This is a genomic window from Tsukamurella sp. II2bb (assembly GCF_057815145.1).
Map to the genome: position 1 here is coordinate 217972 of NZ_JBYPZI010000001.1, position 23831 is coordinate 241802.

Genomic DNA, 23831 nt, shown 5'->3' on the forward strand with positions numbered 1-23831 from the left:
TCCGCCGCGGTGAGCAGGGAACGAAGCTCTACCCTTAGCCTATGATACAAGGCCCTACCGGGTTGCTGGCCCCGCCTCTTGGCGGGGCCAGTTTCGTTGTCCTGCGGATGAAGCCGTGCTCGGACGAATCACGCTAACGTCCGTACGGCGTGGCCGCCGTGGCTCTGCGTCGCCGGCGGGACGACCGTGAGCCGCAGGACGCGCCCGGTCGTTGGGTGCACGCGCATCTCCTCGCGCGGCTGGCGGTGTTCCGGGCCGGCGAATACGAGGCCGTCACTGCGCAGTGCCCGGAGCTTGTTGGTGGTTTCGGGGTTCCATGCGAACGTGATCCGCGTGATGTTCCGGGCGAGGGCCAGTCCGCAGCTGTAGGCGAGGTCGTGGATCTCGGCGGCATAGTCGGTGGAGCGGGGCCACCACCAACCGGTTGCCAGGTCGTCGTCGAGGGCCAGGCGCACTCTCTCGATCCCGGTCGCCAGCCGATGCTTCGCGTGGGGGGCGCTCGGCGCGTCCTCGTTCATCGTGTGTCGATGGGAGCGGATGGACATCGGTTGGCGCCGTTCTCGAGGAGCATTACTGGTAGATGCGTGTTCATGCGGGGAGGTGACGGGCCGCGATCGCTTCCGCGATCGATGTCGACGCGTCCGGGGCGATGAGTGCATAGATGATCGTGACTCGAGGGCCGGTGAAGACGACCACGCCCGCTGTGACGAGGTGCCGGATGTCGACGGCGGCGCCATCGCGTGCTGGGAGTTGCCGTGCGCGGGTGGTCCAGTCTGCCGGGCTGAAATGAATGCACTCGAGAGTCTGCAGCTTCAATCCGACCGAGGGGAGAACCGTCGGGAGCTCCGATTGCAGGTCACGGCTGCGGGGCCACCACACTCCGTCGATCCCGCGGCTCAGTGAGGTCCGGTGTGGCAGGAGCACACGGCCAGGTATCGGCCTGGGGGTGCCGTCTCGAGTCGGCCCGCGGTCGAGGAGTCGGCGTAGGGCCTCCGGTCCTGGGTGGCGCGCCGAGCTCACGTTGTGACTTGGTCGGTGGTTGTGATCGCCCGCGCGTCGTCCCGCGCGATGGTCAGGGCGGCGATGACGCTGTCGAGCAAGGCTACGGGGATTCCGATTCGTCGCGGTGACTTCTGGTCGGTGATGAGCAGTTCGACGTCCGCGGCGGAGAGGTTGCCAGCGTTGTCGTTGAGCGTCTTGATCGTGGTCTGGATGCTGACCTGCCGGTGGACCAGGGTCCGCGCCGACCACCACTGTTCCACTGAGCCGTCGAGGTTGCGGTAGATCGAGATGGGATCCGCGGACGTGCGCGGATCCTCACTCATGATGCACCACCGCTGCACGAGGAGTGTTCGGCTCAACTGTGCGGGCCGCGGGTGGCGCGTGGCCACCTTCATCGTCCCACACTCGCTCGGCGTCCTGACGTTGATGAGTTCTGGACGTGGTCGCGGCCGCCTCGAGGTTGAGCGAGTGCGCGGACTGGGACACCGCACCGGTCATCGCCAGCACGAACGCTAACCTCGCGACGTCTTCGGCGGCGCCCGGCGGAATCACCGCCACCACCACAGAGTCGTTTGGACCGATGAACCGAACCGCGTCAAGACCGTGGGTGGTGGACCCGTCCAAGCGCACATGGTCGCCGTCGAGACTCGTGACATCGGAGTCGTTGTCCCAGTTTGTGTAGTTGTAGCTCACTCGCTCCAGGCGGGGGATTCGATCGCGAACGAGGGGGTAAGCGTGCAGCAGTTCCTTGTGCAGGTCGCGCGATCGTGGCCACCAAACTCCGTCGACGGCGCCAACGATCGCCCCGATCGGTTTGAGTTCGAGGCGCGCTGGAACCGAGGTCGTAGGTTGAAGGGGATGCGTCATGAGGACGCTCCGATCCGGAACAGGATTCCGCTGAGTAAGTCCAGAGCACCAAGGGGATCCCGGTGGGAAATTCAACTCCCTTTCAGCGTACGCCACACGGTCCTCTCGCGCCGTTCGCGCACGCTAACCCGACGTCGGCGGACTAGTGCTCTTCCAGCGGCAAGGGCGGTTCGATTAGGTGATGTCGTTGGGCTCGGTTTAGCTCATGCTCCAAGCCAGCACGGCCGCAACGAGCGCGCCAACGATCCACGGCCACTTGCGTCGATGCTTGGGCCGGATGGCTCGTGGTTCACTCATGAATCCTGTCTACCAGGCCCGAACGCGCCGTGCCGCGAGGTGCCGAGACCAACGCGGCCCCCGACCCGACACACAGACAAGATGCATGACAACTGCGCTCTCCCACGAGAGCGCCGATCAACGCCTCGGGCCCAGATTCCGGCGCTGGTGATGGACTCGGGACCGCAACCCGCACCGGGGCCATGTCAGGGGGAGTGCTGCGTTGCGTGCTGCGGCCGCGGCGCAGCGTGCGGTGGTCATGTTCTGCGTTGGCCCGAGTTCGGCACGGTTTGGCTGGCTGCCGCGGTGACTGGGAGTCACAGCAAGTGCAGTCGGGGTCCGTATTGGGCGGTTCCGGTTCGCCGTCGTCGCACGGTGGTACTGAACTCGTCGAGGAACTTGACCAGGCTCTGAACGGCGTTCTCGTCCCGACGACGTTGGCGCGCGTAGGCGGTGATCACCTCGGTCGAGAACTCGCCCAGTTGGACGAGGAGGTTCAGATGCGGGGTCGCTGCGGCCTGCGCCGGGGCGTCGGTCCATCCGAGATCCCCGAGAGCGATAACGCCTTCGACGGCGGCGTGCCCTGCGGCGGAAAGCCCATCGCTAAGGGTCTCATTGGCGGCGAGGTCGTAGGCGCGCGACATCCGAGCCCACCCTCGGTACGACACTCCCTCGCGTTCCACGAGGACGATGACACTTTGGCGGAGGTGCACAAACTTACGGGCGAGCTGATGAGTGGGATTGTGCACCAGGACGATGCCGCCGTCGGCGACGTGTCCGTGCCGTTCGGTGACTATCGGGGCCGTGCCGGATACTGCCGGGGTATTGCGGCTCGCGGTGCAGACGATCGTCAGCGGTCGTTCGTGGTGAGCCTGCAGTCGATGGGCGAGTGGCAGGCCGATCGAGGTTAGTGGGCGGTCGGCGTCCCACGGGACGTACAAACGATTGCTCTCCGCGATGGACGTAGGCAGGTCGATGTTCACCGCGTCCTGCCGACCGCGATCTCGGCGACTCGCCTGAGTACATCGTGGGAATCCCGGAAACGCGTCACCGACAAGTGCTCTCGTCGACCTGACCATCGATCATCGTCGATAGGTCGCGCAGTAGCCCGTCCTGAGGGCGGGTTTCGTCGTCGTAGTTGAACACAGCCGGCACCGAACACGGTGCTTGGTTGCGGTGCGGTGCTGAACGGTGCCACGGAGGCTCCCATCGTCAGATCCCGGCCAGTATTCCCGCCGGAATCGGAATTGCGTTATCGGTCGTAGGCCAGGGCGAAACTCGCCTCGCGAGGAGTCCGATCCGATTTAGCCTACTCGCTGCGGGGCGAACCGGGGCGATCTAAGACCCGGCCGAGCCCGCGACTGTGTTCTCCTGGTGAAACGAACCGTTGCAGCGAGCATAGAGCAGCGTCCCCCGGGGATGCGGCGTCGACGTGGTGCACGGCGAGGCCCGCAAGGGCGGCTTTACGTACGCGTTGAACAACTCGTTCGGTTTCGGCGGCCACGACGTGGCGCTGGCCTTAGGCAAGTACTGACCTTGCAGACGGCTCAGACGCCCGCCGTGTCTAGATGGCCCGCAGGTCCCGGAGGCCGAGAACGGCGGCGATGGGCTTGAGCCAGAACAGTTCTCCGAATCGGTAGTCGTCGGCTCTGTGAGGCGTTCGGCGAGGTCCGGGCGCAGCCTGCGGAGGTAGATCCGGCCCTTCTCCGCGTGCAGCGAGTTCGACACGATCTGGATCGAGTCGGCGTGCTCGACCAGCGGGATCGCGTTTTCTATGTTCTCCCAGGTGGTCCGGCTCGTCGTGTCGAGGATCATCGTTCCGGTGAAGCCGAGTTCGTCGCGGGCGTAGCGGGCCATGAGTTCGGCTTCGCTGACTGCGCCGGCGACCGGCCCGCCGCAGAACACCAGTGTGCTGGACTCGGCCGCGCTGTCGAGGGAGCGGATGCCGGCGCGGGTGCGGTACCGATTGACCAGGTTCGCGCGGTGCCAGGCGTTCTTGTACTCGAGGACCACGACAGCTTCCGATGTGGTGCCGTCGGCGCGGGGGCGGACGCCTCGGCGGCTGGCGCGCCAGTGTGTGATCTCACCGAACACGATCACCGCGAGCAATGCCGCCGCACCGGACCGAACTCCTCGCACACTGCCAGGCTACCGATCTAGCGAGCGACGATGGGACTGGCAAATCCCCGAAACGTGCGCCCGGCACTCGACCTAGACCAATCCCCGAAACGTGCGCCCCGGCACTCGACCTAGACCAATCCCGCGATCTCTCGTGCCACCGCCTCGGGTGCCCGGTCGGTGGTGTCGATGACGGTGCCGGCGTCGTGCAGCCAGGCATCCCCGGCGTCAAGGTACGGGCGGACGTGCTGCAGCCGGAAGCGCGACGGCCCATCACTGCGTCGTTCATGATGCGGGCGCGGAGGGTGTCCTCGTTCGCGTGCAGGACGACATGCCGCACGGGGATCCCGTAGCCGGTGAGGCCAGCGTGAATCTCGCGCCAATACCGCTCGACGAGGATCGACTGCGGCACGATCAGCACGCCGCCGGCGTAATCGAGGACTCTGCGGGCGGTCTCCACCACGAGTGGACGCCACGGCGGCCAGTGCTGGAAGTTGTCCGTCGCGGGCAGTCCGGGGGGTGATGTCCATCAGAACCTCACCGACCTTCTCGGCGTCGAATATCCGCGAATCGGGGACCAACGCTGGCAGCAGCCGAGCGGTGGTCGTCTTCCCCGTGCCGTGCGAGCCGTTGAGCCAGATGATCACGAGCACAGGCTAACCGGGTGGGCGGCGTTGCGCGGAGTGCGGGCCTGACCGTCCTCGTACTCGCCCGGCGCACCGAGGCTTGAGCCAGGTCGACCCCCCTCACCGACATGTGTTGAGGGGGTCGACGGCCATTCCCGTGAGTTCGGCTAGATCGCGGGCCAGGGCGGGGTTTGTTCCATGAGCGCAGACCACGACGGGGCGTACTCGCTCATGATTTCCTCGCTCGGCTCGTCATCGAGTCCGATCGCGTCGCCCTTGTCGTAATCCGCGAGGAAGACGGCACCGTCGGTGCGACGCAGCGCCAGAGCACCACCGTTTCCGCGGACGACCGGGAAGTAATCATCGGGGATCCACCCGTCGAAGCCGCCGCCTCGTCCGATGATGTCGGCGGCGTCGAGGATTTTGTCGACGACTGCCTCGGTGCCCGGCAGCTGGTGCAAGGTGATGTCCCCGGTCCCGGTGGTGGTCACGAACTCTCGATAGTCGGCTGGCAACCTGCCGACGCTCTTCTCGACCTCTTCCACCTCCTCGGGTGTCCATCTGGTCAGTGTCTCTGCGCTGAGGTCCACGTTCTACTCCCCACCTTGAAGTGCGACGCCGCCGCTGTGGCGGACCGCGTCATGAAGATCGGTCGGCACCAACTGCAGGGTCCGTCCGTCCTCGTTATGGTGCCAGGTGTACTTGCTCGGCCGCGGATTGCCGGGGCCGTATCCCGCGAGCCGGTCTGCCTCGGCGAAGTCCTTGGTACGGGTCTGGAAGCCACCGGGCAATCTGACGGACTTGATCGCGTACGGCCCGAAGTCCGGGAAGCCCTTCTTATTGAAGTAGACCCCGTTCGGGTACTTGTCGCGCAGGGCCTTCAGTGCGCCAGCGTCCTTGGTGTTGCGGAAGTCGTAGGTGTTACCGGCCCACTTGCTGTTCTGTGGCGTGCGACCGCTGGGGAGCCGCTGGACGGAGGCGGGTGGCGTCGCCGGCGGGTTGAACTTCGGGTTGATTTTCGGCGCCGGGTTCCCCGGTGCCGGCTTTCCTGCTGTGAGCTGGTTGGTCGCTGCGGGGGTCGCGGGCGTGTTCGGTGTAGCGGGCTTGTTCACCTGCGGTGCGGTCGGCTTCGCGGGCGACGGCGAAGGCTTACCAGCGGAGGGCGCACCTGGCTTAGCACCGGTCGGCGCGCTGGGCTTCGGCGATGCCGGCTTGGGCGCCCCGGGGGTTGAGGGTTTCGGTGTCGTCGGGCTGGTCGGCTTCGTGTTCGCACCCGGGATCGACGACGTGCCCCAGCCGCACTTGCTCGCTTGCGCGAGAAGGGCGGCCTTCCTTGCATTGCCCGACGCGGCCTCCGCGTTGTAGGCCGCGACGGCGGGGTGGTTGTACGGGCTCGGCGGATTGGCGTTGTGCCGTGCCGCGTCGGCTGAAAGCTGCGCCACCTGGGCACGCCAGGTTGCGGCCTCCGCCGCGCTGCACCCAGGTGCGGCGTTCGCAATCCCGAGGTTCGGTGCCGCCGCGACGAGCGCACTACCGAGGACGGTGGCGCTCACTGCGCGCCTGATCCTGGTTCTCCAAGCGGACGTTCTCGTCCGTGTATCCATCTGTGTCTCCTCCCAATTCGCGCGCCGAGTGACGTGCGCAGAGGATTCTTAGCCAGACGGTCTTACGGACGCCTTGTCGATCGCTAGTCGATTCCCTTGCGACGAGCCGGCGAGACTGCAGCGCGTGCCGTTCATGTACCTCGCCCTCGTCGCGTCGTCCGCGGCGTCGGTGGAGAGACGCCGGCCTGTGGCTACGCTGCGCGCCGGATGACCCGCTGAGCGGTGCTCGGACTGATCCCCAAGGCGCCCGCGATCTCGCGGCTCGACTCGCCGTCGCGGGCGCGCCGCAGGATCTCGGCGTCGCGATCCGCCGCGTCACCGAGCTGTGTCACCGCGGTGCGTCGCGGTGTAGACGCGGCTGCGTCACCGACTTGCGTCACGGTCACTGCGTCACGGCGCGTCGCACCGCTGCGCCGTGATGCAGCGGAAGCGTCACCTGCTGCGTCACCGACCTGCGTCGCGGTGGCGCCGATGGTCGACGGTGGAGACGAGAGCTCTGCGTCGCGGTCGACGGGCCGCGTCGCAGACTGCGTCATCCACGTGAGGCCGGCCGGGTACACGGGCTCTGCATCGAGGTGCACCTCCTGCGTCACGTGTGGTGAGTCCTGCGGTGCGTCTGGCTCCGTGGCTTCTGCGTCATGGTGTGCGACGGACGTCATCTCGGGGCGTGTCGCCAGCAGCATCACCGATGACACCGCGATCGTGGCGTCGGCCAGCAAGGGCCAACCGGCAGCAACAGCGGGCGGCTGGCCGAGCGTGATGGCGAGGTCGCGCAGCGCAGCGAACGACAACACGAACGCCAGGACGGCGATCGCCAGCGCCCCCACTACACCGGCCCTGTAGGCCCACCGCAGCAGACCGCGGCCAGCGGTGCGGGCCAAGCCCTCCGTGACGGCGAGGAGCGCGATCGGCGGTAGCGCAGCGGCGACAGCGGCAGGGACACGCAGGTCCGCAGGAGCCGACAACAGCGCGTGCCCGACGTTCCCGGCAACGGACACGGTGACGGCGGAGATCAGGGTGACAACCCAGAAGCGCCGCGGCGTGGTGCTCACCGGAAGCCTCCCGAGATAGCCCGTGAACTGCGGATACGGCTGGTCCGGCCACTATGGCCGATCAGTCCGGCCGGTCCGGTGCTCGTCCGGCCGATGCGGCGCGTAGATACGGCCGTCGTGGCGTAGCGCTGGCTGTAGCCCTCGCTGTAGCGCCGCTTGTAGCGCTCGGCGGGGTCCGGATCGTTCCCTGAACCCTCCCGGACAGCCGCAAAAGCCCAGGTCACGGTCCGATGCGCGCTATCCCCCGCGTCCGCAGTGTCCGGGCTGCCGAGAAACGTGGCGCGGCCCTTGTAGCGCGGCCTGTAGGTAGCCGTACCGATCACTGGTTGGTCTCCTCGGCCTCGGCGGCGCGTTCGACGCGGGCCTGCGCGATGCGGGCGGCCACCGCGCCCCGGCTAAGGCCGAGTGCGTCTGCGAGCCCACGTTCGCTAGCGCCGCACTCCGTGAGAAGCAGCAGCACCGTTGCCATGCGGGCGTCGCGGCGCCGCTCACCACGCTGCCACTTGACGAGTGCCTCGAGTGCCTTGTGCGGGGCCACCGGGTCACCAGGGTGCGGACGCAGCTGCTGTCCGGCCACGTTGATGGTGCTGGCGAGGGTGTTCAGAGCGTTGGGGAGGGCGGCTGCGGCGCGGGCCGCCGACCCGTGATCTGTGATGGTGAACCGTGTGGTCATGACCGTCCTCTCGGCCGGAGTGTCCGGCCAAACAGAGTTTGTTGTAGCTCCAGATTGGCTGCAGCTCAAGCTCACTCGCCAGGACGATCGCAGAACTTCGGGGTGACTGAGGTGTCTCTTGTGACCGTGAGTATCGCCAGCCGGGCGTGGGGTCTGAGAGTTCGTGTCGCGCGGTGCCGCTTGTGGGCGCGTCGAGCGATGCTGTGCCGCACAGTGCCGGGAAGGCATCCGGTAGGTGACGGAAGGCGAGAGCATGAAGAGGTATAGGTACAGGGAGGCCGCAGCGATCGCGGCTGTTTCGGAGCGCACGGTGAGGTACGCCGTCGCGTCGGGCGAGCTCGAGGCCCGGCGTCTCGGGCGGGCGGTACTCATCTCCGAGGACGCGTTGGAAACGTGGCTGAACGGACTGCCGACGGTGACTGGTGGTGCGGCGAAGTGATTCGCACCCTCGATGATGCGCTCGCCGCCCGTGATTCTGGACCCAGGCTGACGTGGGACCAGCTGAGCGGCAGGCTACCTCGGAACGACCTGCCGGAACTCCTCTGGCACTGCGCCTCGGACTGGGACTACGACTTCCCGGACTGTAGCTTCTCTGCTGCCCTCGCCGACGCATGGCAGGCCGCTGATAGCCCCGAGGACCGTGTCGGCCGCCGGTTCTGGATCGAGCACCTGCGGGAGATCGGCTACGTGACGAACGGCGTAGTCGCGCTGGCGCCGACGGAGGCGATCACGGTGCACCGCGGCGGCACCGAACCTCGGCGGATGGCCTGGACTACGGACCGCGAGACCGCGGCGCTGTTCGCAGGTGGTCTCGGCGGGCGCATGCCTGCCGGGCGGCTCTGGACCGCCACTGCGCCTGCCCGGGCGCAGCTGATGGGATTCGACGGCAGTTGGGGGCGGATCGGCGAGACGGAGATCGTCGTGGACCCGGAGCTGCTGGTCGACGTGCGCGAGACCGGCGGGCCGACTGAACCGCTGATCCGACGAGCGGCCGTGGCGCGCGTACGACCGTGACGCGTGACGCGGGGTCCGCCGGGCCAGAGCACAGGAACGACCTACCAAGGGGAACCCGAACCATGAACGAGACCAACACCTACATCGGCGTCGACAGCCGTTGGGACGCGCGTGCCCTGCCCCACTTCGAACGCTCCGCTGTGATCATCAGCGCCTGGATCACCGACGCGGAGCTGGACGACCAGGCCGACGATCTCGCTGCGAGGTACGGCACCGACGCCGACGATCTCCATGACCTGTTCCACGCCGTGCGCACCCATCTCCGAGTGGCGGCACTGGACCTCGTCGACCGCGCAGCCTCGTCCCTGATGACCGAGGCCATCGCGGTGACGAGCAGCATGGACCAGCTCATTACTCACGCCACCACGGACGCCGAGCTGCGCGCCTACGCCGCCGCTGCTGAAGCGGGAGCGGGCGGGCCGATCCCAGAGCTGCTGGAGGAGCTGGCGAGGCTTCGGGACGCGGAGCGCGCGGACAGGGTGTTCGTGGCCGGGGCGGCGGGCGTCGCGCCGCGCATCGGGAACCTGGACACCGCGGAGTAGACGAACGGGCATGGACCCGACTTGTCAGCCGCTCAAGAGATGCTCTGCGAGTCGCCGACGCGGTAGGCTCAGGTCATGGGCAGCATGCGTCGGCAACGTTAGCCGCACCTCAGTCCGGGGTGCGGCGAGAGCGTTGTACTGAAAGGCATACCTCATGCCCGCCTACCTCACTCGCCTGCGCATCCCCGCCGAGGAGCCGGATGCCCGCGACCTCCTGGCCGTCCTCGCCGCCATCGCAGGCACCGCCCCGCCCGACCTCGACGAAACCGAATCCGCCACCGTCACGGTCGGCGGCACTGCGGTCGAGGTGGCGGTCGGCGAGCCCGCCGCGCCGGCCATGATCGAGCTGCGCACCGTCCGCCCCCTCGGTGGCATGCTCGACGACCTCATCGAGGTGCACGGCAGTGCGAGTAGCGCGCCGAACGATTCGGATGCGCCGATTGAGGTAGTGACCGCTCACGTCGGCCTGATCGCGATCGTTGTGCGCGGCTGCGAAGAGTCCACCGGTCCCGACCCCGATTCGTCTCCCTCCACGGAGGCGGAGCTCCGTTCGTTCCTTTTCGACCGGCTGGTTTCGGCGGAGCGCCCTGGCGCCGACTACGGGTACTGGCGCCGGTCGTTGATCGATGCCGACCAGATTCGCGCCACGATTGACCTCGTGTCCGCTCAGCTCCGCGCGCTGATCCCGCCGAGCCCGCGCGGCCTGTCCAGCCACGTCGCGATCCGGCTCGGGCTCGCTCGTCTGAACGCGGAGATCGAGACGGAGATCGAGGAGGCTGGCCGTGGCTGAGTCTGAGGGATACCCCCGTCGGATTGCGCTGTTGGCCGCCGTGGACGCGGACATGATGGCTGTCCACGAGAGAGTACTGACCTTGATGCAGCGGGGAGTCCCCGTCGACGCGTTCGAGGTGCAGATGCAGGTCAGCATGAGGTTGGAGCAGCTGACTAAGGCGGTCGATGAGGTGCTGGGTTACATGGAGCTTCACCCGGCCGAGCTTGCTGAGCGGGCTGATCGCGTCGTCCTGGTCGATCGCAGCGGTCCCGAGCCACTCACGCACACCTACCCGCTCGCTGACTGGAGTCGCGAAGGCCCCGCGATCCTCGCGGCCGCGCTGAAGCTGTGGAGCGTGGCAGGCGGTCGCGCGCGCCTGTCCGGCAGCGCCCTGCGCGGTCGCGGCACAGTGACGACCCAGTCCGGCAGCCATACCGCTTGCGCCTGGTACGCCGCCGACGCGGACGGAGCGATCTGGCCCGAGAAGGAGGAGGGTCGATGACCGTTGCAGCGGCGCGCACCGTCCTGCTGGCTGCCGTAATCGCCGTGGTGCTGATCGTTGTGTTCGGCCTCGGTGTCGCGTTTCTCGGCCACGTTTCCGTCAATCTCTACACCACTGCCCTCGCCCTGCCCGTACTCGCGGCGGGACTCGCCACCGGCTTGCGCTGGGGCTCAACCGATCTGATCAAAAAGGTCCTCACATGACCGAAGAACGCACCTTCACCGACTCTGTCCCGGGCGGCGGCACGGTGTCGATGTCCGTCACCGCCGAGGCCACCAACGTCGAGATCGAGGAGATGGTCCTGTCCATGAGTAGGTTCCATGCCGAAGCCGTGCACGCCAGGCTCGCGCGGCAGTTCCAGTCCTGGCGGGAGCAGCTCTACCAGCTGCGCGCCGAGCTCGGGGGTGATCCGGCTCCCGAGCGGCACGCCAGCGACCTGCCGCCCTGTCCGATGCCGGGCCGGATGCGGGCATGGAGTGCGTCGGACGGGCTGTGGGTGATGTTCGTGGGGCCGGGGCGGCCGCTGGACCTGGGTCAGGTCGAGATGGTGCGTGTCCCGGTGTCCGCCATCGATAGCGACGAGAAGCTCGTGGCTGCGGCTGAGCGATGGCTCACGAGGGTCGGGCGTGCTCCCGCCGGCACCGTCGCCTGGCTGCTGCCGCAGCTGATCGCACACCGCGACCGACTGCGCGAGGATCGCCGCGGTGACGGGACACGGCTCTCTACCCTGGTGCTTTATGTCGAGAATGTCGACGTCGCCGCGGCCTGGTACGCATCGACCCTTGGGATCCGGTGGACGCGGGAGCAGCACGGCGGCGGGCCTGAGCACCTCTCGGCGCAGCTGGGTGAGCTGGTGCTCGAGCTGTACCCGGCAGGGGAGGGGCCGCGGTCACGGTGCCGGATCGAGTTCGAGGTACCGGACTTGTTCGGAGACGCGGACCATTCCCCGGACGGGTTCCCCCGGCGGGCTGTTGACCCCGATGGGAACACGGTGGTGGTGAGGCTTAACTGATGCCCGAGTCAGGCCGATGCGCGCCACCGGTAAGGGGCGGGATCGGCTTACCGGGAACACTTGTCGTACGATCCGTTGTGGTGCAAGCATTTCGGCGACACGTTGCGCACGCCGCGGCCGCCGCGGAGGTGGCCTGAGAGCTGATTCGGCGGAGGTTAGCCGAAGGAGCGGTCGCTGGTTTTCACTGTCTGATGTCCGGGGAACCCACTCTCGACGGCGTCATCGCCGATGCTCGCGGGTTTTGCCGCGGGGCGGTGACCCGAGGACTGGTACTGCCGGCAACGATGGAATCGGGTGAGGTTGCAGGGCAATGTGTCAGCCCCTGTGTGACGAGCTGGATCAGCTCGGGTGCGGCTTACCTTGTCGGATCCCTCAGTGTGTCGGCCGCGCGCCTCGAAGTACTCGTTGAGCTATGCGGCCGCGCGCCTCCGGTAGAACACGACGGCTCCGATCATTGCGGCCACCGCGACGATGGCGGCGATCACGTAGGTGGGGCCGTGGAAGGCGTTCGCGACGGACTCCCAGTTGGCGCCGATGGCGTACCCGGCGATGGCGAGGGCGGCCGTCCACGGGAGGCAGCCGGCGAAGGTGAGCAGGCCGAACCGGACCGGCGGCATGCCCGCGATGCCGGCGGGCAGGGAGATGAACGTGCGGATGACGGGCAGCAGGCGGCCCACGAACACCGATGCGGCGCCGCGCTTGGTGAACCAGTCGTGCGCGCGGTCGAGGTCCGACTCGTGTAGCCGCACGTACCGGCCCCACCGGCGTACCGCTGGCCTGCCGCCCGCGCGGCCGACCCACCACGCGAGGTAGCTGCCCGCCACGTTGCCGAGCGTCCCGACGAGGATCACGGCGACCAGGTTGAGGTGCACGCCCGGGATCGCGCCGCCCGCGGCGGCCCCGGCGAGGAGCATGGTGACCTCGGACGGCACGGGGATACAGGCGGATTCGGCGAACATGAGCACGAAGACCGCGATGAGCCCGAAGCTAAGGATGAACTGTTGCACAGGTTGTTCCGTTCTAGAGGTCGAGACCGCCACCGAGCGGGCGGCCCGGGGGGAGTGCGGCACCGTCGGGCGCGGGGTCGTCGATGACGTCCCTGCGCGAGACGGTGAGGTAGGCGACGAGCGCGACGATCACGAGGAGGAAGGCTGCGGACACGACGGTGGTCCCGAGGCCGAGCCCGCCGTTCTCGCGGGGCTGCGACAGCAGGTCGCCGAGCGAGGCGCCGAGGGGGCGGGTGATGATGTATGCCGCCCAGAACGCGAACACCGCGTTGAGCCCGAACCGTAGGTGGGCCACCGCGATCACGGCGATCACCGCGGCGAAGATCAGGAGCGAGACGAGGTAGCCGAGCTGCAGTTGCTCGGCCATCAGGTCACCCGCGGCGGTGCCCAGCGCGAACGTCACGAGGACGGTGAGCCAGTAGAAGGCCTCACGCCGTCGGGTGACGATGGTGTGGATCGACAGCGTCCGCTCGCTCACGTACCAGGCCGCGAAGACCACGATCAGCGCGGCGGCGAACACCGACGTGCTCACCTGCAGCGGGACCCCGAGCCGGTCGGTGAGGTTGTCGGTGATGAGAGTCCCGACCACGCTGATCAACGTGACCACGAGCCAGTAGACCCACGGCGTGTACGCCCGCCGTGCGAACTCCACCGCCAGCGCGACGAGCAGCAGCGCCGCCATGAACAGCGTCGTGTTCGCCAGGCCCCAGCCCAGGTGGTCGTTCAGGTAGTCGGCGCAGGTCTCGCCCACCGTCGTGGCGAGGATCTTGATGACCCAGAAGTACCCGGTGACCAGCGGCACACGGACGGCGGACGGCCGGACCGCATCCGTCGCGGTCACCGGTTCACGCCCGTCACCCGGTGTGCCTCGCCGGTGCGGGCGGGAACGAGCCAGGCGGCCGCGGTCGCGGGGAGCCGGTCCCCGGCGCGCCTCGCGACGACGCCGACGACCGTCGGCGTCAGGGCCACGACGAGCACCGCGGTGGAGGTGCCCACGACGGCCCCGGCGGTGACATCGGTGAGCCAGTGCACGCCCAGGTACAGGCGGGTCCAGGCGATGAAGACGGTCACTGCGAGCGCCGCGATCACGGCCCCCGTCCGCGCGGCCCGACGGTGCGCGGTGCCCACCAGCGCGACCGCCACCAGCAGCGCCGCGGTGCCGGTGACGTGCCCGGACGGGTACGACAGCGTGGCTTCGTAGGCGCCCACCTGGTCCACCGCCGGCGGCCGGGGCCGGCCGGCGATCAGCTTGATTACCTCCGCGACCGCGCCCGCGGCCACCACGGAGGCGAGCACCGCGACGGCGCGCTGGACCCGCCGGTCGCGGTACAGCAGGAACCCGGCGACCAGCAGCGCCCACACCGGCACCATGCCGGGGCTGAAGAACTCCGTCACGAGCGACACCGCGGACGTGAGCCCCGTCGGCCGGTCCGCGGCGATCGCGTTCATCACCGCGGAGTCGACGCCGGTCGGTCCGCCTGCGACGATCAGTCCCACCACGACGATCGCGACGATCACCACGGAGTAGACCAGCAGCCATGTCCTCAGAATCCGTTCCATCCCACCAGCGTGGCCCGCGGTGGCTTAGCGGAGGCTTAAGGCGGCGGGATCGGCTGGTCCGCGCGGTGCGGCCGGTGCGGATGCGGCTCACGCTGATCGCGACGGCATTGGTGACGGTCGCGCTGGTGGTGGCGGGCGGCGTGATGGTGCTGGTCCTGCACAACGTGCTGCTGAACAACGCGGACGGCGCGAACTCGGGCCGCGCGAACGAGATCGCGGAGGCCCTCGCCGGGCGGCCCTCGGCGCAGCTCGACGAGGCGCTGTTCGCCACGGATCAGAACGTGGACCTCGTGCAGGTCCTCGACGGCGACGGTCGCGTGCTGCGATCGAGCCGGACCAGTCCCGTCGGCGGTCTCGGTGGGGCTGTGCCCCCGGGCCGCGAGGACGTGGTCGACGGGGTGGCGGCGGCACCGTCGCACGCGGAGTACCGGGCCGTGCGGCTAGGCGTTCGCTCCGGGGCCGGCGCGGACGTCACCGTCGAGGTGGGGACGGCGGAGGCCGGGCTGAACCGGCTGGTGCTGCTGGTCGCGGCGCTGTGCGCGGCGGTGTTCCCGCTGATCGTGGTGGTGATGGCGGTGCTGACGTACGCCTTCGTGGGGCGGGCGCTCACGCCGGTGGAGCGGATGCGGCGGCGGGTGGCGGAGATCAGCGACGCGGACCTGGCCGAGCGCGTGCCGGTGCCCGCCACGCATGACGAGCTCGAGACGTTGGCGCGCACGATGAACGCGATGCTGGCGCGGCTCGAGGCGGCGCAGTCGGAGCAGCGGCGGTTCGTCGGCGACGCCTCGCACGAGCTGAACAGCCCGCTGACCTCGATCTACGGCCTCCTCGACCTCGCCGACCAGACGGACACACCGGTCGACGTGAACACCGTCCGGACGCTGCTGCTCCCCGAGGCCGACCGCATGCGTCGACTGGTCGCCGACCTCGGACTCCTCGCCCGCGCTGACGAGGGAGGCGCTCCCCTCCGCCGGCGGGACCTGGACCTGGCCGAGCTGGTGCGCTCTGATGCCCAACGCGTCCGGACACGCAGCGGCGTGTCCGTCGAGGTCGAGACGGTCCCCGCACGGGTGCACGGCGATCCCGCGCAGCTGGCCCGGGTGATCCGGAATCTCACCGACAACGCTCTGCGGTACACGCGCGGAAGCCTCCTACTCACTGTCGCGACCTCCGGGGAGGCCGTGACCGTCGCCGTCACCGACGACGGCCCGGGAATTCCCCAGGCGGACCGTACACGCGTCTTCGAGCGTTTCGTCCGGCTCGACGCCGCGCGCGCCCGGTCCGACGGTGGCTCCGGGCTCGGGCTCGCCATCGTCGCCGAGATCGTCACCGCGCACGGCGGCACCGTCGGCGTGGATCCCGTGCCCGACGGTGCCGGCGCCCGGTTCTGGTTCCGCCTGCCGACGGCGGAACCCGGCGGTCAGGGCACCGTCGGGACGACCCGATAGCCGACGCCCCGGACCGTTTCCAGCGATCGGACCCCGAACGGGGTGTCGATGCGTTTGCGCAGGTGGTGGACGTAGACCTCGACCACGTTATCGTCGCCGTCATAGGCCACGTCCCACACCGATTCGAGGATCCGGTGCTTGGGCACCGGGGTGCCGGCGTGGCGCATGAGGAAGGCGAGGAGCGCGAACTCGCGCGGCGCCAGGTCGATCGGTGTGCCTCCGCGGTCGACGGCGTGCGCGGCCGGGTCGAGCCGCAGGTCGCCGACGGTGAGCACAGTGGGCCGCTCAGGGGCGCCGCGACGGGCGAGGGCGCGCAGCCGGGCGACGAGGACGGCGACGGAGAAGGGCTTGGTGAGGTAGTCGTCAGCGCCGTAGTCCAGCGCCTCCACCTGGTCGAGGTCGCCGTCCTTGGCGGTGAGCATGAGCACCGGGGTCCACACCCCGGCCCGGCGCAGGTCGCGTACCACCTCGAATCCGTTGCGCCCCGGCATCATGATGTCGAGGACCACCGCGTCGTAATCGCCGGCGCAGGCCTCGTCGTATCCCGCGGCACCGTCGTGCGCGACCGCGGCCGTCCAGCCCTGCGCGACCACCGTGCGGCGCACCGTCTCCGCGATCGCACGATCATCATCGACCACCAGCACCTTCACGCGCCCCATTGTGGCGCGTCCTGCTGTCGCGCCAGCAGGGACCACGAGCGACACGCGGGTGCGGGCCAGGGGAGCCTCGACGACGCGCGTCAGTCGACGCAGGGGACCCCGCCGCCGTTGACGTCGGTGCCCACGCTCGGGGCTGGGGCGTCGCTGCTGCTGGGCGTGGTGCCGGTACTACCTGACGCCGCGACCGAAGAGGGCGTCGCCCGGATGGGTGTGGTGGGCTTGTCGTAGCCGAAGGCGACACGGACGGCCCTGCGCACTGCGGTGGTGTCGACCTTGTTGACGGCCTGTCCGTCGACGGTGGCGTACGACTCGACGGGGCAAGGTCGTGAAACGCAGCTTGCTCAGGCTCAGGCCGCTCATGTCTTGGGCGAAACGTTGCAGGTCCCAGCCGGAGGAGAGCACCACGTCGTTGTGTGTCGCGGTGATCATCTTGTCGATCGTGCCGACACTCGACAGCGCCCCGTTGGTCTGCAGCGCGTGCAGAACCGTGGCGACGAACGCTTGCTGCCGGTGGGTGCGGTCGAGGTCGCCGTTGGCCAGCCCGTGGCGTTGGCGGACGAACGCCAGCGACTGCGCGGCGTTGAGGTGCTGCACACCGGCGGGGAAGTTCGCGCCGGAGTAGCTGTCGTGGACCCGGTGGTTGAGGCAGACGGTCACACCGCCGAGGGCCTTGGCGATGTCGTAGAACCCGACCAGGCTGACCTCGGCGAACCGGTCGATCGGCACGTCCAAGAACTGCCTGACGGTCGTGATCGTCTCGGTGCGGCCGGCTTCGCGTCCCTGCTGCTCGAGCTCGACCTGATCGGTCACGCCCTGCGCCTTCAGTTTCGCTTCGGCCTGGTACTTCGCCAGGCCGTAGGCCTCTTTGATCTTGACGTGGTCGTTGTCGTCGATACCGGTCACCGGGACGTAGTCATCGCGGGGGATCGACACCGCCGACACCGAGCTGCGGTCGGCGGGGATGTGCAGCAGGATCAGCGTGTTGGTGTTGTAGCCGCCCTCGTTCCCGTCGCCCGCGTGCAGCTGAGAGAGCACATCGTCGGGCAGCTGGTTGCCGTTGCGGTCCTTGCGAGAATCAAGGCCGATCAACAGGATGTTCTGGCTCCCGTCGATCGAACGTCCGCCACCGGCGCGGGCGAGGGCGGACGACAACGAGAAGCCGCCGACGACGCGGCCCACCATCCACCAGGCGCTGCCGGTGATCACCAGCACCGTCACCGCCAGGGCGGCTACCGCGGCCCGCCCGCGGCCGAAACGGTGCGACGGCCGACTCTCCGGCGGGCTCGGCACCTGCGGGGCGGGAGGCGACGACGGCGGGGTGGAGTACGGATCTGCCTGCCGCGCGGCGCGAGCACGAGCTTGGAAGGTGCTTGCATCGGGTGCCGGCACCCTCGAAGGGGTGCCGCGCCGGCGTGCTGGCGTCCCGGCGTTCCGCGTGGCACGTCCGCGATGATCGACGGTCGGCCCAGGTTCCGGCATCACTGCCCCCGGAGTGTCGCCGCACCGCGGCGGGCGGCCGAGCTTCCATTCATGACCGCCCAGAATACGGATCGATACCCCAGGTCACGGAGATCTGTGACCAACCACGCGCCAACAGTGGACGATCGTGCCAATATCGCCCCGTTCCTCGCCCGCTCCGACATCGATACCGACACTCAGATCCAGCGCTGGGACCGGAGCGCCGCAGCGTCTTCCTGTCAGTCCCGCCCGCTACCGTCCAGGTTGAAAGCAACACCCGTCTACCAGGAGCAGAACCGATGACCCTCCCCACTCTGACCCCCGAGCAGCGCGCGAACGTCCTCGCCAAAGCCGCCGAGGTCCGCACTGGCCGCGCCACGATCAAGGCCGAGCTGAAGGCCGGCACGACCACGCTTGCCGCCGTGTTCGACCGCAGCGACGAGCCGGTCGTCGGCAAGATGAAGGTGCAGACGCTCCTCCAGGCGCTGCCCGGTGTCGGCAAGATCAAGGCCGCAGAGATCATGGCTGGAGTCGAGATCGCTCCCACGCGCCGCGTAGCGGGCCTGGGGGAGCGGCAGCGCGCCGCGCTGCTGGAGAAGTTCGCGGCGTAGGTTCACCGCCGCCCAGACCGAGGCCCGTCACCGTGAGGTGCCGGGCCTTCGTCGTTGACCGGTAGCGGTAGGTCGTTAAGGAGCGCTCCGGGCGTGGTGCGGAGTCCGTGTGCCAGCTGGAGCAAGGTCGCGATCCGCACGCTCTGCTGGCCCCGCTCGACGCGGGCGTAACCGCTCCAGTGCAGGCCGCTCTCGTGCGCGGCCTGCTCCTGGGACCAGCCCAGTTCTCCTCGGCGAGCCTTGAGGCGGGCGCCGAACTCCGCGTGTGTCTCGTCGAGCGGCGGCTTCGTTGGTGTCGGACTCATGACGGCACCAACTACATCGTCTCTGAACTGGTCAAACCAGAGACGATCACGATAGGTACGAACACTCTAGGGCGGAATCGGCTAGGTTGTCGTACGTGTCTGGTTCTCTAAAACAGAGAACGACCACGCCTACTGCTGACATGCGATCAAGGAGCGCCCATGGCCGAGTTCAAGTCCGTCTCGAGCTACAAGCATGAGATCGAACACCAGACCCAGTACTACGGCGCCGACGGCTGGCGGCTCCACAAGTTCCATGACGATCCGGCCGACGACTCGAAGGTTCTCATCGAGTTCATCCGTGGCGAGTAGCCGTATCGAAAGGGACAGAGGGGGATTCGGATGGGCGGCAAGGATGAGACGTACGGCGCGCTGGTGAAGGCGTGGGTGCGCTTCAACTGGGAATTTCTCACGAACTACGTCAGCGTCGGCATCACGGTCGTCATCGTGCTGGTCGTGATCGGCTGCTGGATCTACAGCAAGGGCAACGCGGCGGGCCAGCGCGAAGCCAAGGCCGAGCTGGCGAAGAAGGCCGAGGAGTAGCCGTGGACGTCACTGCAACGGTGGGGCTCCGGAATCTCCAGTCCGGCGAGTGGACGAACTACGACCCGATGACGTGGCTCGGAGACTACTTCGCCTTTATCGAAGACAGCCTGTGCTGCTGGCGCGACACCTTCGGCGGATCGATCGGGATCACGGGTACGCCGGAGCAGGGGCGACTGACGGTCTGCGACGGCGACGGTGCGGTTGTGCGCGACTATGACTGGCGCACAGTCGTTTCTGAGGCGCCTGCGAGTCGGACAGGACCTCGGTGGCGGTGAGGCGCGGTGCCGTCGCTTTCTCACTCGCGGCGGCAACGGCGGTGGCGGGCTGCGGTCTCGGCGGGCCCGAGCAAAAACCATGGCCGAAGACGAGCAGCATCTTCAATGCGACCACATCGATGGCCGCGATTCCGCCAATCGGTACGACGACCTCGACTAGACGGGCGGCTGCACTACCAGTCTCCGGTCCGTGGGTGTCGGTCACCTCCGGCGACTACCCGCGGGACAAGGACGGCTGGGCGTACGGTACCGAGCCTGCTCCCGGCATCGCGGCGTTCCAGAAGAAGTCGAACGGCGAGATCGGCGGCTGCACGATTTCGTTCCCGGTTCGCGACAGCAAGGGCACCGTGGCCTTCGTCACCGCCGGTCACTGCGATAGCCGCAACGGTGAGCGGCTGTTCATGTACACCACGCGCGACAACACCGAGACCCTGGAGCTCGGCGACTATCAGCAGGGCCGCAACGACGTGGAGATCGGCGCCCCGGATGCGCCGATCCCCGGCGCGACATCTCGCGACTACACCGTCTTGACGATGGGTCCGCAGCTCTACCGTCGCTACCAGACCGCGATAGTGCCGGGGATCCGGTTGCGGGGAACGATGCCGCTGAGCGCAGCGCGGGCGCTGCCGGCCGGCACCACCATCTGTCGACACGGTGCCCGCACGGGCGTCACCTGCGGGCCGCTGATCCAGGCCAACGAGCGTGACTTTACCTGGGGCGCACGGTCGATCAAGGGCGACTCGGGCGGCCCGGTATTCGTGGTCAACGCCGCCGGTGAGGCGCTCGGAATCGGTATCACCAGCGCCCTGGGTAGCGACGGCGCATCATCGATTGGCACTTACCTGGAGCCGGCGTTGAAGGCGCTCGGGCTCGAGTTGGTGCTGGGGTGAACGCCGCCGTGACCACCGCAGAGGCATTGCTGCGAGATCGCGGTCCGCTGCCCGGCGACCTCGTCGTCGACATCGTCGGTGCGATCGCGGACCAGCTCGACAGCTGGGCTGCGGAGGGACTCGTGTACGGCACCGTGCAGTCGAGCGAGATCGACGTGCTGCTCGACGGCGACGTGCTCGTGATCGCGGCGGTCACCGGCTTCCCGAGTCCACCTGAGGTCCTGAGTCCGGCGGTTCTGATGTCGAACACGCGCTACCTTGCGCCGGAGCTGTTGCATGGCAACGTGTTCGCGGCGAGCGCGGATGCTTACGCCCTCGCTTGCACGGCGAACGAGCTGCTCACCGGCACAGCGCCGTTCACGGGCGGGACAGCGGCGGAGATTATGGCGCAGGCGTGTGGGGGAGCGGTGCCGGCTGCGGGGCTGCCGGGCGATGTGGACGTCGTGCTGGCCACGGCGCTGGCGCCGGACCCGAGGGACAGGTACGAGACGGCTGCGGAGTTCGCGGCGGCGCTGAGGCGGGCGGCGCTTTCGCGTTAGATGCACCGCTGGAGCGGCACCGGCATGACCACGCCACGACTTACTTAGGGATGGGTCTTGGTGTGGCGCACCAGGTCGGGGTAATAGATCAGATACGGGTTGGCGGCAGCGCCCGACAGCGGGTCGACCAGCAGTACTCGTCGGCCGCGGTACGGAACAACGTCCGCGACATCGACGATCCGCGCAACTTCTGTACCGAAACGGGCGATGGTGGCCACAACCAGTCCGCCCGGAATCAGCTGGGAGAGGTTGCTCGCACTGATCTCCCAGAATCCGGTGAAGTCCATGCTCGAGCTAGCAGGCAGTCCGAACTTCTTCCGCCAGGCTCGTAGATCCTGGTTCCGCCGAGTGAGGTCAGTGCCTGAGAGGTGCGAAGTGTTAGACAGATACATGGATGGGCCGAGTTCGTCGGGATTCTTGACCACCTGGAGCAGTGGAGGGTGGCCGGCGGGCAGCACCTGTCCCTGCATCGATTGGAGGCGCGCCACGTCAGCGGAGGACACTCGCCCCCGGGGATCTGTGCGAAGCACTCCTGCAGAGATGAGGTACTGGATCGACTTGCGGCCGACCCCGAGAAGTCGACCTGCCTGTAGCTGAGGCATCACGTTCATGATCACTCCAATTTCTTGAGAGGCCGTTCTTAGGAGACAGTTTCTATGATACACACCAGTTGGGGCCATGCAGGTGTCGTCGCCCGTCCCGGCTACACCTCTGATGGGGACACCGCTGCGGGGCGGCGTTGTCCCAGCTCGTCTCGTCCCGAGTGCCCGTCCCGAATGCTCAAGCAGCGCAGTGCGTCCCACTGCCGAGTTGTCAGGGGTGAGTGGGACGATCCGTGCATGAGCGAGAAGATGCCGACCGAGGCCACCACCGAGAGCGGACGTGTCATCGGGTACTGCCGCGTGTCGACCACCGACGGACGACAGAAGACCGACCTCCAGCGTGACGCCCTCCGCCGAGCGGGAGTCTCCGTCTTGTACGAGGACCACTGCTCCGGTGCGAAGACCTCGCGGCCGGACCTCGACCGCTGCCTCGCCGAAGTTCGTGAGGGAGACACCCTGGTCATCTGGCGGCTGGATCGGCTGGGCCGGAGTCTGCCGCACCTGCTCGATGTCGTCGGTGAGCTCTCCGACCGCGGGGTACACCTGCGGTCGCTGCACGAAACCATCGACACCTCGACTGCGACGGGCCGACTGATCTTCCACGTCATGGCCTCTCTGGCCGCGTTCGAGCGGGAGCTCACCGCCGAACGAGTGGCCGCCGGCGTGGCCAGCTACAGGGAACGGCACAACCGGTGGGGTCGGAAGCCGGTGGTGACGCCGGACCAGCTCGAGACCGCCCAGCTGATTATCGCGAGCGGGAAGAGTGTCACTGTCGCTGCTGAGCGGATCGGGGTTGGGCGCAGCACCCTGTACCGGGCGCTCGGCGCGACAAGCGGAATCGAAGCCAGCGATTAGACCGTCGATCCAGGATCGTATCCATGAGCTACGTGATTCGACCGCTCGGTAAGCGCAGAGGTTGGGGCAACACCGAGTTCTGGGGCGTCGCGTACTGGGACGGTCAAGACGGTGACTGGGTGCTCCACTCCGAGGATTTCTGCAACCGAAAGGCCTGGGAAACAGAGGATCTCGCGCTTGCGAAGAGGTTGTGCAACTACCTCAACGGCGGCGCGTCGGAACCTCCGAGCCTCGGACGCTGAGCGCCGTGGACGACTAAGCGGGCAGGTGGCCTAGCGCGTCGCTTCGTGATAGGTACGGCACTCAGGGCAACGGCACCCTGCTCTCCACCCGCCCTGGGACCCGTGAGGCAAGCTGGGATCGCGGCCGGCAAGGAGGGCGGAATCGATCGCCGCAGCGAACTCTGGATCGCGCGGGCGGTGCCGGGCGATCGCCTGCATGGTGACGCCCGCCTCTTCGGCGGCAGCGCGATACGAGGTGCCTCCGGTCAGCGCCTTGACGAGGACAGGGGTGACCATCGTCCAGTCGACGTTCCGTCCTCGCGATCGGGCGGTCTCGACATTGTGCGCTCTACGACACTCATCGCACCGGCACCCGAATCTCCAGCGGCTGATGGTGCCGTGCGCGGAGAGAGCGCCGCGCGGCGCACCGCTCCGCGCGATGCCGCTCGCATGTGCGATCTGCAGATCGCTCCAGGGGCCGGCGGCCGGTAGCTTTCCTGATTTGATCCACTCGCGGACTGTGATCGTTGCGACGCCGGCGATCTCAGCGACCTCACGCTTGTTGTGCGCCACGATACGGGGCGCTGGGTGATCTGGCACCGGTGCGGGTGGCGGCGCTGCGGGTGCGAGTGCGACTGGCGCGGATGGATTCGGCGGAACTGATAGTGGCCACGGGCGACCGCATGTTGGGCAGCTCGTCGTGCTGGCGGTAGCTGCGTCGGAATGTCCGGCCTCGGCCATGCAGCCAGTATGCACGCCGAGCGGGGCGTCGTTGGTGATGCTCACTATCGCGACGTG

The 23831-nt window shown here is 68.1% G+C and carries 33 protein-coding genes and 1 pseudogene; 16 read left to right on the forward strand and 18 right to left on the reverse strand.

From position 1 onward, the window contains the following. Positions 1 to 128: 128 nt before the first annotated feature. The 10 genes and pseudogenes from AC21LY_RS01060 to AC21LY_RS01105 all read right to left on the reverse strand — a co-directional run bounded on the left by AC21LY_RS01060 (position 129) and on the right by AC21LY_RS01105 (position 8218). Positions 129 to 518, reverse strand: coding sequence for a DUF5994 family protein (locus tag AC21LY_RS01060; RefSeq protein WP_489044264.1), 390 nt, complete (start codon positions 516 to 518; stop codon positions 129 to 131). A 70-nt stretch (positions 519 to 588) separates the two neighbouring features. After that, on the reverse strand, positions 589 to 1020 hold the full coding sequence (locus tag AC21LY_RS01065) for a DUF5994 family protein (RefSeq protein ID WP_489044265.1): 432 nt from the start codon (positions 1018 to 1020) through the stop codon (positions 589 to 591). Continuing rightward, positions 1017 to 1325, reverse strand: coding sequence for a hypothetical protein (locus AC21LY_RS01070; protein WP_489044266.1), 309 nt, complete (start codon positions 1323 to 1325; stop codon positions 1017 to 1019). Before AC21LY_RS01070 ends, AC21LY_RS01065 begins: the two co-directional genes overlap by 4 nt. Continuing rightward, positions 1318 to 1869: a DUF5994 family protein gene (locus tag AC21LY_RS01075; RefSeq protein WP_489044267.1), complete on the reverse strand. Its 552-nt coding sequence runs from the start codon at positions 1867 to 1869 to the stop codon at positions 1318 to 1320. Before AC21LY_RS01075 ends, AC21LY_RS01070 begins: the two co-directional genes overlap by 8 nt. Positions 1870 to 2462: 593 nt before the next feature. Further along, complete coding sequence (locus tag AC21LY_RS01080; protein ID WP_489044268.1) at positions 2463 to 3128, reverse strand: hypothetical protein; 666 nt, start codon at positions 3126 to 3128, stop codon at positions 2463 to 2465. A 712-nt stretch (positions 3129 to 3840) separates the two neighbouring features. Next, positions 3841 to 4284, reverse strand: a pseudogene (locus AC21LY_RS01085) (YdcF family protein); the annotation flags it as partial. 772 nt (positions 4285 to 5056) lie between these two features. Next, positions 5057 to 5479, reverse strand: coding sequence for an SMI1/KNR4 family protein (locus AC21LY_RS01090; protein WP_489044269.1), 423 nt, complete (start codon positions 5477 to 5479; stop codon positions 5057 to 5059). 3 nt (positions 5480 to 5482) lie between these two features. After that, a complete protein-coding gene (locus AC21LY_RS01095) occupies positions 5483 to 6442 on the reverse strand; it encodes an HNH endonuclease (protein ID WP_489044270.1) in 960 nt (319 codons plus the stop codon). A gap of 242 nt (positions 6443 to 6684) precedes the next feature. Further along, complete coding sequence (locus tag AC21LY_RS01100) at positions 6685 to 7545, reverse strand: DUF2637 domain-containing protein (protein WP_489044272.1); 861 nt, start codon at positions 7543 to 7545, stop codon at positions 6685 to 6687. Positions 7546 to 7864: 319 nt separating this feature from the next. Then, positions 7865 to 8218, reverse strand: a complete 354-nt coding sequence (locus tag AC21LY_RS01105; protein ID WP_489044273.1) for a chromosome partitioning protein — start codon at positions 8216 to 8218, stop codon at positions 7865 to 7867. Between the two features lie 235 nt (positions 8219 to 8453). Here AC21LY_RS01105 and AC21LY_RS01110 point away from each other — a divergent pair, with 235 nt between their 5' ends. The 7 genes from AC21LY_RS01110 (at position 8454) to AC21LY_RS01140 (ending at position 12060) form a co-directional block, all read left to right on the forward strand. Then, a complete protein-coding gene (locus tag AC21LY_RS01110; protein WP_489044274.1) occupies positions 8454 to 8657 on the forward strand; it encodes a helix-turn-helix domain-containing protein in 204 nt (67 codons plus the stop codon). Beyond that, positions 8654 to 9232, forward strand: coding sequence for a hypothetical protein (locus AC21LY_RS01115; RefSeq protein WP_489044275.1), 579 nt, complete (start codon positions 8654 to 8656; stop codon positions 9230 to 9232). The genes AC21LY_RS01110 and AC21LY_RS01115 overlap by 4 nt, the downstream gene beginning before the upstream one ends. Positions 9233 to 9294: 62 nt before the next feature. Beyond that, positions 9295 to 9774, forward strand: a complete 480-nt coding sequence (locus AC21LY_RS01120) for a hypothetical protein (RefSeq protein WP_489044276.1) — start codon at positions 9295 to 9297, stop codon at positions 9772 to 9774. 154 nt (positions 9775 to 9928) lie between these two features. Next, a complete protein-coding gene (locus AC21LY_RS01125) occupies positions 9929 to 10564 on the forward strand; it encodes a hypothetical protein (protein ID WP_489044277.1) in 636 nt (211 codons plus the stop codon). Then, on the forward strand, positions 10557 to 11048 hold the full coding sequence (locus tag AC21LY_RS01130; protein ID WP_489044278.1) for a hypothetical protein: 492 nt from the start codon (positions 10557 to 10559) through the stop codon (positions 11046 to 11048). The genes AC21LY_RS01125 and AC21LY_RS01130 overlap by 8 nt, the downstream gene beginning before the upstream one ends. After that, positions 11045 to 11251, forward strand: a complete 207-nt coding sequence (locus tag AC21LY_RS01135; RefSeq protein ID WP_489044279.1) for a hypothetical protein — start codon at positions 11045 to 11047, stop codon at positions 11249 to 11251. The genes AC21LY_RS01130 and AC21LY_RS01135 overlap by 4 nt, the downstream gene beginning before the upstream one ends. Then, positions 11248 to 12060, forward strand: a complete 813-nt coding sequence (locus AC21LY_RS01140) for a VOC family protein (RefSeq protein WP_489044280.1) — start codon at positions 11248 to 11250, stop codon at positions 12058 to 12060. Before AC21LY_RS01135 ends, AC21LY_RS01140 begins: the two co-directional genes overlap by 4 nt. A gap of 410 nt (positions 12061 to 12470) precedes the next feature. Here the strand turns inward: AC21LY_RS01140 and AC21LY_RS01145 are convergent, their stop codons facing one another. Genes AC21LY_RS01145 through AC21LY_RS01155 form a run of 3 tightly spaced genes read right to left on the reverse strand, consistent with a single transcriptional unit; the run spans position 12471 to position 14627 of the window. Further along, positions 12471 to 13067 (reverse strand): DedA family protein, encoded by a 597-nt coding sequence (locus tag AC21LY_RS01145; RefSeq protein ID WP_489044281.1) that lies wholly within the window; start codon positions 13065 to 13067, stop codon positions 12471 to 12473. A gap of 13 nt (positions 13068 to 13080) precedes the next feature. Next, positions 13081 to 13908: a COG4705 family protein gene (locus AC21LY_RS01150; protein ID WP_489044282.1), complete on the reverse strand. Its 828-nt coding sequence runs from the start codon at positions 13906 to 13908 to the stop codon at positions 13081 to 13083. Further along, positions 13905 to 14627, reverse strand: coding sequence for a phosphatase PAP2 family protein (locus AC21LY_RS01155; protein ID WP_489044283.1), 723 nt, complete (start codon positions 14625 to 14627; stop codon positions 13905 to 13907). The genes AC21LY_RS01150 and AC21LY_RS01155 overlap by 4 nt, the downstream gene beginning before the upstream one ends. Positions 14628 to 14707: 80 nt before the next feature. On the opposite strand from AC21LY_RS01155, the gene AC21LY_RS01160 reads away from it, so the two are divergent. Beyond that, positions 14708 to 16075 (forward strand): sensor histidine kinase, encoded by a 1368-nt coding sequence (locus AC21LY_RS01160; RefSeq protein WP_489045399.1) that lies wholly within the window; start codon positions 14708 to 14710, stop codon positions 16073 to 16075. Here the strand turns inward: AC21LY_RS01160 and AC21LY_RS01165 are convergent. Both AC21LY_RS01165 and AC21LY_RS01170 read right to left on the reverse strand, forming a co-directional pair. Further along, on the reverse strand, positions 16048 to 16725 hold the full coding sequence (locus tag AC21LY_RS01165) for a response regulator transcription factor (protein ID WP_489044284.1): 678 nt from the start codon (positions 16723 to 16725) through the stop codon (positions 16048 to 16050). The two genes, AC21LY_RS01160 and AC21LY_RS01165, sit on opposite strands and share 28 nt — an antisense overlap. A gap of 177 nt (positions 16726 to 16902) precedes the next feature. Continuing rightward, on the reverse strand, positions 16903 to 17952 hold the full coding sequence (locus tag AC21LY_RS01170; RefSeq protein ID WP_489044285.1) for an LCP family protein: 1050 nt from the start codon (positions 17950 to 17952) through the stop codon (positions 16903 to 16905). Positions 17953 to 18491: 539 nt separating this feature from the next. On the opposite strand from AC21LY_RS01170, the gene mihF reads away from it, so the two are divergent. Further along, positions 18492 to 18803: an integration host factor, actinobacterial type gene (gene mihF, locus AC21LY_RS01175; RefSeq protein ID WP_489044287.1), complete on the forward strand. Its 312-nt coding sequence runs from the start codon at positions 18492 to 18494 to the stop codon at positions 18801 to 18803. Between the two features lie 2 nt (positions 18804 to 18805). On the opposite strand, the gene AC21LY_RS01180 is transcribed toward mihF, so the two are convergent. Next, entirely contained in the window at positions 18806 to 19108 is a 303-nt protein-coding gene (locus tag AC21LY_RS01180) for a helix-turn-helix domain-containing protein (protein ID WP_489044289.1), read from the reverse strand. A gap of 159 nt (positions 19109 to 19267) precedes the next feature. Here AC21LY_RS01180 and AC21LY_RS01185 point away from each other — a divergent pair, with 159 nt between their 5' ends. From AC21LY_RS01185 to AC21LY_RS01205, 5 genes are all read left to right on the forward strand, one after another. Continuing rightward, positions 19268 to 19417, forward strand: a complete 150-nt coding sequence (locus AC21LY_RS01185; RefSeq protein WP_489044291.1) for a hypothetical protein — start codon at positions 19268 to 19270, stop codon at positions 19415 to 19417. A 30-nt stretch (positions 19418 to 19447) separates the two neighbouring features. Then, a complete protein-coding gene (locus AC21LY_RS01190) occupies positions 19448 to 19648 on the forward strand; it encodes a hypothetical protein (RefSeq protein WP_489044292.1) in 201 nt (66 codons plus the stop codon). 2 nt (positions 19649 to 19650) lie between these two features. Continuing rightward, positions 19651 to 19926, forward strand: coding sequence for a hypothetical protein (locus tag AC21LY_RS01195; RefSeq protein WP_489044294.1), 276 nt, complete (start codon positions 19651 to 19653; stop codon positions 19924 to 19926). Between the two features lie 194 nt (positions 19927 to 20120). Continuing rightward, positions 20121 to 20816 (forward strand): chymotrypsin family serine protease, encoded by a 696-nt coding sequence (locus tag AC21LY_RS01200; protein WP_489044296.1) that lies wholly within the window; start codon positions 20121 to 20123, stop codon positions 20814 to 20816. A gap of 8 nt (positions 20817 to 20824) precedes the next feature. Continuing rightward, positions 20825 to 21355: a protein kinase family protein gene (locus AC21LY_RS01205; RefSeq protein ID WP_489044297.1), complete on the forward strand. Its 531-nt coding sequence runs from the start codon at positions 20825 to 20827 to the stop codon at positions 21353 to 21355. A 44-nt stretch (positions 21356 to 21399) separates the two neighbouring features. Here the strand turns inward: AC21LY_RS01205 and AC21LY_RS01210 are convergent, their stop codons facing one another. Beyond that, positions 21400 to 21642, reverse strand: coding sequence for a hypothetical protein (locus tag AC21LY_RS01210; protein WP_489044298.1), 243 nt, complete (start codon positions 21640 to 21642; stop codon positions 21400 to 21402). 552 nt (positions 21643 to 22194) lie between these two features. On the opposite strand from AC21LY_RS01210, the gene AC21LY_RS01215 reads away from it, so the two are divergent. Together AC21LY_RS01215 and AC21LY_RS01220 are read left to right on the forward strand one after the other, a co-directional pair. Next, positions 22195 to 22812 carry a recombinase family protein gene (locus tag AC21LY_RS01215; protein ID WP_489044300.1) on the forward strand — a complete coding sequence of 206 codons (618 nt, stop codon included), beginning with the start codon at positions 22195 to 22197 and terminating at the stop codon, positions 22810 to 22812. 23 nt (positions 22813 to 22835) lie between these two features. Next, positions 22836 to 23054 (forward strand): hypothetical protein, encoded by a 219-nt coding sequence (locus AC21LY_RS01220; RefSeq protein ID WP_489044302.1) that lies wholly within the window; start codon positions 22836 to 22838, stop codon positions 23052 to 23054. Positions 23055 to 23084: 30 nt separating this feature from the next. Here AC21LY_RS01220 and AC21LY_RS01225 read toward each other — a convergent pair whose 3' ends face one another. Further along, positions 23085 to 23606 carry a MerR family transcriptional regulator gene (locus tag AC21LY_RS01225; protein WP_489044304.1) on the reverse strand — a complete coding sequence of 174 codons (522 nt, stop codon included), beginning with the start codon at positions 23604 to 23606 and terminating at the stop codon, positions 23085 to 23087. Between the last annotated feature and the right edge of the window lie 225 nt (positions 23607 to 23831).

Coding starts and splice junctions, on each gene's coding strand:
- AC21LY_RS01060 (WP_489044264.1), bottom strand. CDS start 518: ATGAACGAGGACGCGCCGAGCGCCCCCCACGCGAAGCATCGGCTGGCG.
- AC21LY_RS01070 (WP_489044266.1), bottom strand. CDS start 1,325: ATGAGTGAGGATCCGCGCACGTCCGCGGATCCCATCTCGATCTACCGC.
- AC21LY_RS01075 (WP_489044267.1), bottom strand. CDS start 1,869: ATGACGCATCCCCTTCAACCTACGACCTCGGTTCCAGCGCGCCTCGAA.
- AC21LY_RS01105 (WP_489044273.1), bottom strand. CDS start 8,218: ATGACCACACGGTTCACCATCACAGATCACGGGTCGGCGGCCCGCGCC.
- AC21LY_RS01120 (WP_489044276.1), top strand. CDS start 9,295: ATGAACGAGACCAACACCTACATCGGCGTCGACAGCCGTTGGGACGCG.
- AC21LY_RS01125 (WP_489044277.1), top strand. CDS start 9,929: ATGCCCGCCTACCTCACTCGCCTGCGCATCCCCGCCGAGGAGCCGGAT.
- AC21LY_RS01135 (WP_489044279.1), top strand. CDS start 11,045: ATGACCGTTGCAGCGGCGCGCACCGTCCTGCTGGCTGCCGTAATCGCC.
- AC21LY_RS01140 (WP_489044280.1), top strand. CDS start 11,248: ATGACCGAAGAACGCACCTTCACCGACTCTGTCCCGGGCGGCGGCACG.
- AC21LY_RS01155 (WP_489044283.1), bottom strand. CDS start 14,627: ATGGAACGGATTCTGAGGACATGGCTGCTGGTCTACTCCGTGGTGATC.
- AC21LY_RS01160 (WP_489045399.1), top strand. CDS start 14,708: ATGCGGCTCACGCTGATCGCGACGGCATTGGTGACGGTCGCGCTGGTG.
- mihF (WP_489044287.1), top strand. CDS start 18,492: ATGACCCTCCCCACTCTGACCCCCGAGCAGCGCGCGAACGTCCTCGCC.
- AC21LY_RS01180 (WP_489044289.1), bottom strand. CDS start 19,108: ATGAGTCCGACACCAACGAAGCCGCCGCTCGACGAGACACACGCGGAG.
- AC21LY_RS01185 (WP_489044291.1), top strand. CDS start 19,268: ATGGCCGAGTTCAAGTCCGTCTCGAGCTACAAGCATGAGATCGAACAC.
- AC21LY_RS01190 (WP_489044292.1), top strand. CDS start 19,448: ATGGGCGGCAAGGATGAGACGTACGGCGCGCTGGTGAAGGCGTGGGTG.
- AC21LY_RS01210 (WP_489044298.1), bottom strand. CDS start 21,642: ATGGACTTCACCGGATTCTGGGAGATCAGTGCGAGCAACCTCTCCCAG.
- AC21LY_RS01215 (WP_489044300.1), top strand. CDS start 22,195: ATGAGCGAGAAGATGCCGACCGAGGCCACCACCGAGAGCGGACGTGTC.
- AC21LY_RS01220 (WP_489044302.1), top strand. CDS start 22,836: ATGAGCTACGTGATTCGACCGCTCGGTAAGCGCAGAGGTTGGGGCAAC.